Source organism: Pseudomonas gebzensis, from assembly GCF_034427815.1.
GTDB lineage: Bacteria > Pseudomonadota > Gammaproteobacteria > Pseudomonadales > Pseudomonadaceae > Aquipseudomonas.
In genome coordinates this window covers 1-13,187 of sequence record NZ_JAXQNS010000015.1, presented here as the reverse complement: position 1 = coordinate 13,187, position 13,187 = coordinate 1, and the positions used below count along the sequence as shown (strand labels likewise).

General features: G+C 61.7%; 11 protein-coding genes. All 11 read left to right on the top strand.

What is annotated here, in order from left to right; translation table 11 throughout:
* Positions 1-241: 241 nt before the first annotated feature.
* Complete coding sequence (locus SJI00_RS22175) at positions 242-1,885, top strand: acetolactate synthase large subunit (RefSeq protein ID WP_322463831.1); 1,644 nt, start codon at positions 242-244, stop codon at positions 1,883-1,885.
* Between the two features lie 188 nt (positions 1,886-2,073).
* Complete coding sequence (locus SJI00_RS22170; protein ID WP_322463830.1) at positions 2,074-2,628, top strand: UPF0149 family protein; 555 nt, start codon at positions 2,074-2,076, stop codon at positions 2,626-2,628.
* Positions 2,629-2,769: 141 nt separating this feature from the next.
* Positions 2,770-3,657, top strand: coding sequence for a hypothetical protein (locus SJI00_RS22165; RefSeq protein ID WP_322463829.1), 888 nt, complete (start codon positions 2,770-2,772; stop codon positions 3,655-3,657).
* 409 nt (positions 3,658-4,066) lie between these two features.
* The gene (locus tag SJI00_RS22160) at positions 4,067-6,448 is read left to right on the top strand and encodes a glucose/quinate/shikimate family membrane-bound PQQ-dependent dehydrogenase (protein WP_322463828.1); all 2,382 of its coding nucleotides are present in this window, start codon (positions 4,067-4,069) and stop codon (positions 6,446-6,448) included.
* Positions 6,449-6,895: 447 nt separating this feature from the next.
* Positions 6,896-7,885: a 2-dehydro-3-deoxygalactonokinase gene (locus SJI00_RS22155; RefSeq protein ID WP_322463827.1), complete on the top strand. Its 990-nt coding sequence runs from the start codon at positions 6,896-6,898 to the stop codon at positions 7,883-7,885.
* A gap of 12 nt (positions 7,886-7,897) precedes the next feature.
* The gene (locus tag SJI00_RS22150; protein ID WP_322463826.1) at positions 7,898-8,518 is read left to right on the top strand and encodes a 2-dehydro-3-deoxy-6-phosphogalactonate aldolase; all 621 of its coding nucleotides are present in this window, start codon (positions 7,898-7,900) and stop codon (positions 8,516-8,518) included.
* A 38-nt stretch (positions 8,519-8,556) separates the two neighbouring features.
* Positions 8,557-9,705 (top strand): galactonate dehydratase, encoded by a 1,149-nt coding sequence (gene dgoD / locus SJI00_RS22145; RefSeq protein ID WP_322463825.1) that lies wholly within the window; start codon positions 8,557-8,559, stop codon positions 9,703-9,705.
* 59 nt (positions 9,706-9,764) lie between these two features.
* Positions 9,765-11,075: an MFS transporter gene (locus tag SJI00_RS22140; protein ID WP_322463824.1), complete on the top strand. Its 1,311-nt coding sequence runs from the start codon at positions 9,765-9,767 to the stop codon at positions 11,073-11,075.
* 60 nt (positions 11,076-11,135) lie between these two features.
* Entirely contained in the window at positions 11,136-11,933 is a 798-nt protein-coding gene (locus tag SJI00_RS22135) for an IclR family transcriptional regulator (protein WP_322463823.1), read from the top strand.
* Between the two features lie 135 nt (positions 11,934-12,068).
* A complete protein-coding gene (locus tag SJI00_RS22130) occupies positions 12,069-12,308 on the top strand; it encodes a type II toxin-antitoxin system RelB/DinJ family antitoxin (RefSeq protein ID WP_322463822.1) in 240 nt (79 codons plus the stop codon).
* A gap of 217 nt (positions 12,309-12,525) precedes the next feature.
* Positions 12,526-12,990, top strand: a complete 465-nt coding sequence (locus SJI00_RS22125; protein WP_322463821.1) for a hypothetical protein — start codon at positions 12,526-12,528, stop codon at positions 12,988-12,990.
* The last annotated feature ends 197 nt before the right edge of the window (positions 12,991-13,187 follow it).

Genomic DNA, 13,187 nt, shown 5'->3' with positions numbered 1-13,187 from the left:
CTATTCCTGCCTTGATATTTCCACAGCGCACCTCAACCCGAGAGCGTCACCGCGCGGTGATCGGACAGCGTTCTAGCCGTCTGCGTATAAAAGCGCGTATTTTACGTGACCTGCCCCTGTGTAGCTGGCGTCAAGACTGTGTGCCCTGCGTACAAGGCGCTGAAAGGGCAGGCTCATCTTGGCCAATAGGCCAAGTATTCTGAGAAAAACCACCGAAATATCACGTGAGGTTACAAGCGAGATGGCCAAGGCCGCCGATGTCGTTGTGCAATGCCTGGAAAATGAAGGTGTCGAGTATGTGTTTGGCATTCCCGGCGAGGAAAACCTCGACCTGCTGGAGTCCCTGCGCAAGTCGAAGATCAAGCTGGTACTGACCCGCCACGAGCAGTCGGCAGGCTTCATGGCTGCTACCTACGGTCGCTTGACTGGCAAGACCGGTGTAAGCCTCTCCACCCTCGGCCCAGGTGCTACCAACCTGGTCACCGCCAGTGCCTATGCCTATTTGGGCGGCATGCCGATGATGATGATTACCGGCCAGAAACCGATCAAGAAGTCCAAGCAAGGCCGTTTCCAGATCATCGATGTGTGCGGCATGATGGCCCCCATCACCAAGTACACCCACCAGTTCGCGTCGGCTGACAACATCCCCGCTCGCATGCGTGAAGCGTTCCGCCTGGCTGAAGAAGAAAAGCCCGGCGCCGTGCATCTCGAACTGCCAGAAGACATCGCTGCCGAACAGACCGACGCCCTGCCGATTCCGCGTAGCCTGCATCGCCGCCCACTGGCCGAGCACAAGGCCATCGAAGCCGCGATCGAGAAACTGCAGAACGCCCGTAACCCGATTCTGGTCATCGGCGCCGGCGCCAACCGCAAGATGACCGCCAAGGTCCTCAAGCAACTGATCGACAAGACCGGCATTCCCTTCATCACCACGCAGATGGGCAAAGGCGTGGTCGATGAGCGTCATCCGCGCTTCCTTGGTAACGCAGCGTTGTCGGCGGGTGACTTCGTCCACCGCGCCGTGGAAGCGGCCGACCTGATCATCAACATCGGCCATGACGTGATCGAGAAGCCGCCGTTCTTCATGGTCCGTGGCGGCACCGAAGTCATCCACATCAGCTTCCGCTCCGCCGAAGTCGATGCCGTGTACTTCCCGCAAGTGGAAGTGATCGGCGATATCGCCAACACCGTCTGGCAGATCAGCGAAGCGCTCAACGACACCAGCCACTGGGATTTCACCCGCCTGCTGGCCATCCGCGAGGCCAACGAAGCGCAGATCATCGAAGGTGCTGACGACGATCGCTTCCCGGTCTACCCGCAGCGCCTGGTCGCCGACATTCGCCGTGTGCTGCCTTCCGAAGGCATCGTGGCCTTGGACAACGGCATCTACAAGATCTGGTTCGCCCGTAACTACAAGGCGCACAAGCCCAATACCGTGCTGCTGGACAACGCCCTGGCCACCATGGGTGCTGGCTTGCCGTCGGCGATGGCAGCGCACCTGGTTTATCCGGATCGCCCGGTGATCTCGGTATGCGGTGACGGCGGCTTCATGATGAACAGCCAGGAGCTTGAAACGGCGGTGCGCTTGGGGATGCACATCACCGTGGTGATTCTGCGTGACGACGGCTACGGCATGATTCGCTGGAAGCAGGCCAACATGGGCTTCACCGATTTCGGTCTGGACTACGGCAACCCTGACTTCGTCAAATACGCCGAAGCCTATGGTGCCAATGGCCACCGCGTGGAGAGCGCCGAAGCGCTGCTGCCGCTGCTGCAGCACTGCATCAGCACGCCGGGCGTGCATGTGATCGACTGCCCGGTCGATTACAGCGAGAACGATCGCATTCTCAACAGCGAACTGCGCGAGCGCGCGTTGGCGGTCTGATTCAATCAGCCCGCTTTCGCTTGAAAGCGGGCTGTATCATGTGTGCAGTTGGCATCTCCACAACAGCGCGATCACGATCGTGCGCCCCACGAAACGATACCCTCCTAGCCCGCCCACGCCCCCATGGCCACTCATCCACTAAGGCTATGCTAGGGTGCACCCGACGTTTACCTCCCAGGATATTTGCGATGTTGCCCCCACTTAGCGATAAAGAGCTCGATCGCCTCGAAGACTTGGTTATCACCTACGGTAATGATTATTCGGTACTCAACGTGGCCGAGCTCAATGGTTTCTTCACCGCCTTGGCCAGTTCACCCTCTGTCGTAACCCCGGAGCACTGGCTGCCCGCCGTGGCCGGTGGCAAAGTGCCCACGTTCAAGAAGCCGGCCCATGAAGAAGCGTATACCGCGCTGATGATCCGCTATGCCGACCAAGTTGCCCAAGCGTTGGCTACGCATCTTGAGGCGTTCGAGCCCTTGTATGAAGTAAGCGAGACGGACGAAGGCTCCGAGATCATTCTCGAAGAGTGGTGCTTTGGTTACCTGCGCGGTGCCCAGGTCGCCGAATGGCCGGAGCTTTCGGGATCTGCACGGGAGGCCCTCGCCACGATTTCCCTTCATGGTCTCGAAGACAACCTGGAGTTGATCGAAACCATGAGTAGCGAACAACGTGCGGCCTGCGTACCAGTCGTTACCGATGCGGCGCGTGAGCTCTATCGCTACCACCGATTGCAGATGCACTGAACCCACACTGGGCAGAAATGGCTAACCTCTGCGCGGCTGCCAACCACTTCACAAACCCGCAGGGCCGGGGGAACGCGGGCGAAAGCGATCTGTCAGTACTGAGCGCTTTCTCTCACTAACGTTCTGTCTAGGACTTCACTCATGCACGATGCACCCCCTTCAGCTACGGGCAACCTGATCAAAGCCTTTGGCTATGGCAAAGCGTTGCAGATATTTGCAGGCGTCTTCGCCATTTCCTTGCTTGGCCTGGCTGCTTACCTCGGCTACCTCAGGACCGTTACCGCATTTCCTGGAGAGCCTGCGCCTGCGGGTGCGACGTCAACTTTCAATGGTCCGCCCGAGATTTTCTATTACATCATGGGGGGGCTGGTGTTCATGGCGTTGTGCTTGGTCTTGACCATGCGTTGGCAGAAAAAACTGCGTAATGCCCGCTATGAAGTGTATGAGAAAGGTATTCGTCAAATCACGGCCGAGCACGACGAGTTCGTTGCATTCGCAGAGATGGATGATCTCTATTTGTTCGCATCCGGCCAAACCATTACGGCCGGCCTGATCAACAACCTGGCCTACCGTCGCAATGCCAGTGAGCCATTTCGCCGCGTCAACGCGCACTTGCATCAGTTGGAAGAATTCATGGATCTGGTGCGCGAGCGTTATTTAGAGGAACGTATGCCACTGGCGACGCAGACCCTGAGCAATGGCGGCGTAGTTCGTTTCAATTATGCCGACACCCAACAGGTCTGGAAAAAACGCTTCAGTGGCAACTTCCTGGAGGTGGCCACCAAACCGCTGAGCATCACGCTGCACTACCTGGAAGTCGATGGTAAGCGTTATCCGATTTCACTGCTGCGCGAAGCCAATACCAGTGCCTGGACGGAAAAGGTGGTCATCAAGGACAACGACGGCCAAGTCGTGCTGTCGACCATTGCGACCGGCATCATGAGCATGGATCTGTTCATGAACGTGCTGGATTGGTTGCAGCACGTGCAGACCGCGCCATCTGCGTCGAAGGTCGCTGCAGACTACTGAGTGTTCGAGTCTCAGCGCTGAACCGAGCGTTTGACAGAGCTGGCTGCGTTATTCAGCCAGTTCTGGTCGTTCAGACCACCGGGGCGCCGCATCCACGTCACAGTCCTTCCCACTAAGGGAGTCCGGTGCAGGAGACAAGCGGGTGCCCAAGCGCAACATCCACAGGCTGTATAGAAGCTATTCGGTGATCAGCAGTCCGGCTGTCTCACCTATCCCGATGCGCTTTCCTGGCGCCTCACACAAAGCCCGGTCTCGTCTCGGTGCCGAGAAATCCCTGAGCACGGCATTGTTGCAAAATCGGCAACAGATTCCCCTCACTGTGTCAGTTAGTCGCAGATTTATTTTGTAATACTATTCTTCGTCGCTGAGTGTCCTAGTCACTCAGACAACTAAAACGGAGAACCCCCCAATGAGCACTGCCCGTGCTTCGCACCCCTCGCGCCTGCTGCCCAAGCTGCTGGGCCTAATATTCCTGTTGATGAGCCTGGCCCTGTTGGCCGGTGGCATCAAGCTCGCCACCTTACAGGGTTCGCTGTACTACCTGGCGGCCGGCGTCGGCTTCTTGATAACCGCGGGTTTGTTGTTGGCAGGTCGGCGCGCTGCGCTGCCCGTGTATGGCATTGTGCTGTTGTTGAGCACGCTCTGGTCGTTGTGGGAAGTCGGCCTGGACTGGTGGCAGTTGGTGCCCCGCCTGGCACTGTGGTTTGCCCTTGGCCTGGTGCTGCTGCTCCCCTGGCTGCGCAAGCCGCTGACTCTGGGCCAGCCTTATGCACTGGGTAGCGTCACGCTCGGCATCGGGGTGGTGGCGGCAGGCGTGGTCGCGTTGGCCAGCCAGTTCACCCACCCTCACACGCTCACCGGACAACTCGATCGGGAAACCGCAGGCACCACCAGTGCCGCACCGCAAATGCCCGATGGTGACTGGCAGTCTTACGGTCGCACCGAGTTCGGTGACCGTTACTCGCCACTCAAGCAGATCACCCCGGAAAACGTCAGCAAGCTGCAGCCTGCCTGGACCTACCGCACCGGTGACATCCCCGGCCCGAACGATCCAGGCGAGACCACTGCGGAAAACACCCCGCTCAAGGTCAACGACAAGCTCTACGTGTGTACCCCGCATAGCCAGGTGATCGCCCTGGACCCCGATACTGGCAAGGAGCTGTGGCGCTTCGACCCTAAACTGAGCACTCAGAACGCGGCCAACTTCAAAGGCTGGGCGCACATGACCTGCCGCGGCGTGGCCTACTTCGACACGGCCAACGCCCCGTCGAGCCCCGCTCAGGGGCAAGCCTGCGCCAAACGTATCTACGTGCCCACTGCCGACACCCGCCTGATCGCCCTCGACGCCGACAGCGGCAAGATGTGCGAAGGCTTCGGTGATAAAGGCCAGATCGACCTGGCCCGCAACATCGGCACCTTTACCGCCGGCGGCTACTATTCCACCTCACCGCCTGCCGTGGCCGGTGGCCTGGTCATCCTCGGTGGCCACGTCACCGATAACGTCTCTATTGACGAGCCTTCCGGCGTGGTCCGCGCCTTCGACGCCATCACCGGCAAGCTGGTGTGGAACTGGGACAGCGGCAACCCCGATACCACCGCGCCGATTGCCGAGGGCCAGTTCTACACGCGCAACTCGCCGAACATGTGGTCTGTGATGAGCGTGGATGAGAAGCTCGGCATGCTCTATCTGCCCATGGGCAACCAGATGCCTGACCAATGGGGCGGCGACCGCACGCCTGAATCCGAGAAGTACAGCGCGGGCGTGGTCGCGTTGGATATCGCCAGCGGCCAAGTGCGCTGGAACTACCAGTTCACCCACCACGACCTGTGGGACATGGACGTCGGCGGTCAGCCCAGTCTGATCGACATCAAGACCGCCGACGGCGTCAAGCCGGCGCTGATGGCTTCGACCAAGCAGGGCAGCCTCTACGTGCTCGATCGCAGCAACGGCCAGCCGCTGGTGCCGATCGACGAGACACCGGTTCCGCAAGGCGCGGTGCAAGGCGATCACACGTCGCCGACTCAGCCGATGTCGCAACTCAACTTCATGCCGCCCACCTTGCGCGAGCGTGACATGTGGGGCGTGACGCCGTTCGACCAGATGCTCTGCCGTATCGACTTCCGCTCGATGCGCTATGAGGGCATCTATACCCCGCCATCACTGCAGGGGTCGCTGGTGTACCCCGGTAACTTCGGCGTATTCGACTGGGGCGGTATTTCGGTCGATCCGGTCCGCCAGATCGCTTTCGTCAACCCGAGCTACATGGCGTTCAAATCAACCCTGGTGCCATCTGCCAAGGTCGAAGGCGGCCCGGCGCGCAAGAGCGAAACCGAAGGTGTGCAACCGAACAAAGGCGCGCCCTATGGCGTGATCCTGAGCGCCTTCCTGTCGCCGCTCGGTCTGCCTTGCCAGGCGCCGGCGTGGGGGTATGTCGCAGCCGTGGACCTGACCACCCACAAGGTGATCTGGCAGCACAAGAATGGCACCGTGCGTGATAGCTCGCCGGTCCCGATTCCGCTGACCATGGGCGTACCGAGCCTGGGTGGTTCGTTCACCACGGCCAGTGGCCTGGCGTTCCTCAGCGGCACCCTCGACCAGTACCTGCGCGCCTATGACGTGCGCAACGGTAAAACGCTCTGGGAAGGGCGCCTGCCCGCTGGCGCGCAGACCACCCCGATGACCTACACCGGCAAGGAGGGTCGCCAGTACGTGCTGGTCATGGCTGGCGGGCATGGCTCGCTGGGCACCCAGCAGGGCGATTACGTGATGGCGTTCGCCTTGCCTGAGTGACCGGTTGTGGTTGTTGAAGCAGTCGATTGAAGCGTTACCTCCCGGGCATCGGTGCACGTCTTGACGCTTGCACCGATGCCCGGGAGGTGCGTCATCTCTGGTGCGATCTGAGGCGGCGCATGCTTGGAATCGCGCCACCTCCAAGAGCCATAGCGCCTGATTTGAAACGTTCGCTTCGATGTCGCCAGTGGCGCCTGTCGACCCCTCTCAGTCCTGAATGAACCCTTCAATGCCCTGTTGAAATGAATCGGTGCCGCGTTACCCCTCGCACACCGCGTCATTTCCGGCTCTAGAGTGCCTCCAGCTGGCTGGGCCCCATCGCGCTTCTCAAAAATAACACGTCATCTTTCGTCCCTATATGTGGGATAGCATTTTACATATTGGAATTTTCCGTCGCCCAGGTTTATAGTCGCTCCACTCACTGCCAAAAACAGAACAGGTGAAGCGATGCAGGCGCAATTGATCGCGCTCGACTGGGGGACCACCTCTCTTCGTGCTTACAAACTCGCCGCCGACGGCCAAGTGCTCGACATGCGCGCGTTGCCCAGCGGCATCATGCATCTGCCCACGGTACCCCGGCTGATTCATGACGAGCGCTGCACCGACGGTTTCGAGCTGGCCTTCGACGATGCCTGTGGCGACTGGCTCGATGCCCAGCCGGGCCTGCCCGTGATGGCCTGCGGGATGGTCGGCAGCGCTCAAGGGTGGTCTGAGGCGGCCTACCAGGAAACGCCCGTCAACCTCGCCAACCTCGGGGCTGCGCTGCACGTCGTGCGCAGTCGGCGCGGCGTCGACGTGCACATCGTTCCGGGCGTGATCCAGCGGTCATGCCTGCCGAACGTGATGCGCGGTGAAGAGACCCAGGTACTGGGCACGCTCGCCAGCCTGCCGGCTGGCGAGGTGCTCATCGGCCTGCCGGGCAGCCATTCGAAATGGGTCCAAGTGGCCGATGGCTGCATCATGCAATTCGATACCTTCATGACCGGCGAGCTGTTCGCGGTGCTCAGTGAGCACAGCATTCTCGGTCGCACCCAGCAACGTGACTGCCCGTTCGATGCGGCAGCCTTCGACCGAGGCGTGCAGACCGCGCAGTCGGCCGACGCCGAAATCGGCGTGCTGTCGACGCTGTTCAGTGCGCGCACCCTGGGACTCACCGGCAGCCTGAGCGCAGCGGCCCAGGCCGATTACCTCTCCGGGCTGCTGATCGGCCACGAACTCTCGGCGCTGGCCAGGGTGCAACGCCAGCGGCGCAACAGCGTGCACCTGCCCAGCATCGTACTGATCGGCAACGCCGCACTGTGCGCCCGTTACCTGCGCGCGCTGCAAGCCTGCGGCTTCAACCCTATTGACATCGCCGAGCACGCCACCGAACGCGGCCTGTGGCAACTGGCGCTCGCCGCCGGGCTGGTGCATGCCGAGACCCTCAATCGCGTCTGAAAGGAGCTGTTCATGCTCGAACAAGCACTGGCACATAACGGTTTGATCGCAATCCTGCGCGGGCTGCAGCCCTCTGAAGCCGCAGCGGTAGGGGAGGCACTCTACGGCGCCGGCTTCAGAGTGATCGAGGTGCCGCTCAACTCTCCCGAGCCCTACGCCAGCATCCGCATCCTGCGCAGCACCTTGCCCGCAGACTGCGTGATCGGTGCCGGCACCGTGCTGACCCCGGATCAGGTCGGCCAGGTGAAAGAGGCTGGCGGCCAGTTGATCGTCATGCCACACAGCGACCCGCGAGTGCTGCGTGCTGCAAAAGCAGCGGGCCTGTGGCTGGCCCCGGGCGTCGCGACGCCAACGGAGGCGTTCGCGGCGCTCGCTGAAGGCGCCGACGTGCTCAAGCTGTTCCCCGCCGAGCAGATGGGCCCAGCCGTGGTGAAGGCCTGGCTGGCCGTGCTACCGGCCGGCACGCTGCTGGCGCCGGTCGGCGGCATCACACCAGGCAACCTGCAACAGTTCTTCGACGCTGGCGCCCGAGGCTTCGGCCTGGGCTCCGGCCTGTACACGCCGGGTATGACCCCCGAGCAGGTCACGGCCACTGCCAAGGCTTACGTGACCGCCTGGCAAGCCCTGCGCTGATCCCTGACTGCACTGCATCCAACAAGAGAGACAAGCAGATGAAAATCACTAAGTTGACCACCTTCATCGTGCCGCCGCGCTGGTGCTTCCTCAAGGTCGAGACCGACCAGGGCGTGACCGGCTGGGGCGAGCCTGTGGTGGAGGGGCGCGCCCACACCGTCGCCGCGGCCGTCGAGGAACTGGCCGATTACCTGATCGGCAAGGACCCACGCAACATCGAAGACATCTGGACCGTGCTCTACCGCGGCGGCTTCTACCGTGGCGGCGCCATTCACATGAGCGCCTTGGCCGGCATCGATCAGGCCCTCTGGGACATCAAGGGCAAGGCCCTTGGCGTCTCGGTCAGTGATCTGCTCGGCGGCCAGGTCCGCGACAAGATCCGTGTGTACTCTTGGATCGGCGGCGACCGCCCGGCCGACACCGCCCGCGCAGCCAAGGACGCTGTGGCCCGCGGCTTCACCGCCGTGAAGATGAACGGCACCGAAGAGCTGCAGTTTCTCGACACCTTCGACAAGGTCGACCAGGCCCTGGCCAATGTCGCCGCCGTGCGTGATGCCGTTGGCCCGAATGTCGGCATCGGCGTCGATTTCCATGGACGCGTGCACAAGCCCATGGCCAAGGTGCTGATGAAGGAACTCGACCCCTACAAGCTGATGTTCATCGAAGAGCCAGTGCTCAGCGAAAATTACGAAGCCCTCAAGGAGCTGGCGCCGCTGACCAGCACGCCGATTGCCCTGGGCGAGCGGCTGTTCTCGCGCTGGGACTTCAAGCGCGTGCTCAGCGAAGGCTATGTCGACATCATCCAGCCCGACGCTTCCCACGCCGGTGGCATCACCGAGACGCGCAAGATCGCCAACATGGCCGAGGCCTACGACGTCGCCCTGGCGCTGCACTGCCCACTGGGCCCCATCGCTCTGGCGGCCTGCCTGCAGCTGGATGCTGCCTGTTACAACGCCTTCATCCAGGAACAGAGCCTCGGTATCCACTACAACGAGAGCAACGACCTGCTCGACTACGTGCGCGACCCCGGCGTGTTCGACTACGAGCAGGGCATGGTGAAGATCCCCAACGGCCCGGGCCTTGGCATCGAGATCAACGAGGACTACGTCACCGAGCGCGCCGCCATTGGCCACCGCTGGCGCAACCCGATCTGGCGCCATGCCGATGGCAGCTTCGCCGAGTGGTGACACCGCCCACCTGAGTACAGCTGACACGCCCTCGATAACCATAACAAGAGGCACTTCTCATGCAGCCGCAGACCCTCACCGGGCAGTCCACCCTGGTGGCGCCCAGCCGCAAGCGTTTTTTCATCATGGTGCTGCTGTTCATCACCGTGGTGATCAACTACCTGGACCGCAGCAACCTGTCGATTGCCGCGCCCGCGCTGACCAGCGAACTGGGTATCGACCCGATCCATGTCGGTCTGGTGTTCTCGGCGTTCGGGTGGACCTATGCCGCCATGCAGATCCCGGGTGGTTGGCTGGTCGACCGGGTACCACCGCGCATTCTCTACACCGCCGCGCTGATCCTCTGGTCGATCGCCACGGTGATGCTCGGCTTTGCCGCCAGCTTCATTGCGCTGTTCGTGCTGCGCATGGCGGTCGGTGCGCTGGAAGCGCCGGCCTATCCGATCAACAGCCGTGTGGTCACCACTTGGTTCCCTGAGCGCGAGCGGGCCACCGCGATTGGTTTCTACACCTCCGGGCAGTTCGTCGGGCTGGCCTTCCTGACCCCCGTGCTGGCCTGGCTGCAGCACACGTTCGGCTGGCACATGGTATTCGTCGCCACCGGTGCGGTGGGCATTGTGTGGGGTGTGATCTGGTACCTGGTGTACCGCGAGCCACGGGATTTCAAGGGCGCTAACGACGCAGAGATCGAGCTGATCCGCGAGGGCGGCGGGCTGGTGGATATCCAGACCGAGCAGGCCAAGGTCAAGGCCAGGTTCAGCTGGACTGACCTCGGTATCGTGCTCAGCAAGCGCAAACTGTGGGGCATCTACCTCGGCCAGTTCTGCCTGAACTCGACACTGTGGTTTTTCCTGACCTGGTTCCCTACCTACCTGGTCAAATACCGTGGCATGGACTTCATCAAGTCCGGCCTGCTGGCCTCGTTGCCTTTTCTCGCCGCGTTCGTCGGCGTGCTGTGTTCCGGGTTCTTCTCCGACTGGCTGATCCGCCGCGGTGCGAGCGTGGGCTTTGCGCGCAAACTGCCGATCATCGGCGGCCTGCTGATTTCAACGGCCATCATCGGCGCCAACTTCGTCGAATCCACACCGCTGGTGATCGCCTTCCTCGCCCTGGCGTTCTTCGGCAATGGCCTGGCCTCCATCACCTGGTCGCTGGTCTCGACCCTCGCACCCGCTCGCCTGCTGGGGCTGACGGGCGGGGTGTTCAACTTCATCGGCAACCTGTCGGCCATTGTCACCCCCATCGTGATCGGCGTTCTCGCCAGCGGCGCCTCGTTCGCTCCGGCCATCACCTACATCGCAACGCTCGCGCTGCTGGGTGCGCTGTCGTACATCCTGTTGGTGGGCAAGGTCGAGCGCATCGAGTTGTAGGCGCAGGCTGCGGGCGACCATACTGTCGCCCGCCCATCCGCCCAACGTCTAAGGCCATACATGCCAGATCCCGCAAAGCCCCTCAAGGACGCCGCACCCACCGGCACCCAGACCCTCCTGCGCGGTCTCGGTGTGGTGCAGGCCGTCGCCGCCGGCGCGCGTGACCTCAAGGCCATCGCCCAGCACATCGGCACCACCCGCAGCACCACGCACCGCCTGGTCAGTTGCCTGGTGGAAGAACGCTACCTGCGCGTGCTGCCCCAGGTCGGCTACCTGCTCGGCCCCAAGCTGATCGAACTGGGCTTCCAGGCCCGCGAAGAGCTACCTCTGGTGACCCTCGCCGCGCCGTATCTGGATGAACTGTCCGCCTTGACCGGAGACACCATCCACCTCGCCATCCGCGAAGGCGACGAGGTGCTCTACCTGCACAAGACCCCCGGCCGCAACGGCCCGGAGATGCGCTCGCGTGTCGGTCACCGCATGCCACTCGCCCGCACGGGGATCGGCAAAGCGATGATGATCGACGACACCCCGGCCGAATGGCAGCGGCTGTACGAAACCAGCCTGCCGGCAGGCGGCGCAAGCCCGCGCTGGCCGAACCACATCGAGCAGAACTGGGACCAGTTCCAGCGGCGCATGGTCGAGTACGCGGCGGGGGGCTATGCGTTCGATCTGGAGGACAACGAACCGTCGATCCGATGCGTGGCAGCGCCAGTGCGCGACGCCAGCGGACGGATCGTGGCGGGGGTAAGTGTGGCGAGTACGGTGCCGTATATGTCGGAAGGGAAGATGGGGGAGTTGGTGCCGGTGGTGAGGGGGGTAGTGGGGCGGTTGTCGAGGGAGTTGGGGTGGGCATAGAGCGTCAGCTTGTGCATACCGAGCACATCCTGCTGCTGGACGGTGAAGGCACTGCTTCTCGGTAAGAGGCAGATAGCGGTTGTGCGCGAGCCAAAGTGGGATTGCTGACATCCCCCTTTACCAGGAATGCTCCTCATGCCTTCTATCAACATCCGCATTGATGACAAGCTTAAAGTCCCTGCATATCGGGAGCGTGAACGGTTGGGCGTTACGCCTTCGGAACTTGTCCGCCAAGCGCTCCCCTACGTAGCGGAACAGGGAACGCTGCCGTTTCGGCCGGTCCTCACGACCGAGGAAAATCAAGACCTCATCGCGATTGCCAGAGAGCGACTTGCCTCGCCGCAACGCGTGAAGATGCAGCTGGATGACCTATAATCTCGATTTCGATTCTTTCGATTTTCACGCGTTGAAAGCGTCCACGTACAGGGCATAATCCGCGCCGTTCATTGACGCCTAGGTTCTGTCTGTCATCTCCCGATCGGGTTATTGGCGCTGGAAGTCAGTCTGGCCTAGCGCGCACACCGCCAACACGCACTTGCTTCGTTCAGCTTCAGCTCTTAGGGTACTTCGATCTCCATCACTCGGACGTCTCATGCGCTTTCTAAAAGCATGCCTCGCCAGCCTTCTGCTGCCCTTGCTCGCCGCCTGCACCGGCCAGCAGACCGAACGTACCGTCGTCTATGAAAACAGCGTCTATGACTGGCGCATCGAGCACGTGGTGGTCCACAACTACCCGGCCGGTACTCGGCAGTTCTATGAGGTATTCCTCAAGGGGCGCGCGCTGATCCTCCCCGCCAACGCATTCAATGACCAACGTGACATCGACCACTTCCTCGCCGCGGGTGGCTTCGATATCGGGCATTGGCGAAACCAGTCGATTGTCGTCACGTTCGAGAATGTTCAGCAGCGAGAAGGGCAGGCGGTGACGCTGATCCGCTCGGTGATGATCACCCCTGAACGGGAGGCGGGGGAGGTGGTGTTGACGGATCTGTATACGCAGCAGTCGGTGGTGGTGGAGCGGGTGGAGCCAATGGGCAAAGACCAAAAGCCTGATTAATCGAGCGGCGTCTTGTCTTGTAGCAATCCCGTTAGCATTTTTATGCGGCTTGCCTCAACCCGTACGGGGGCTAGCCCGGAACATTGCGCCAATAGCCCGGGAAGGTCTGTGCAGGCATTAGCCGGGTAGTGCCTCAAAGAGCTCTGGTCATTCCAATCCTGCGCACTGCTGTCGACGCGGTCATTAATATCTGCGCT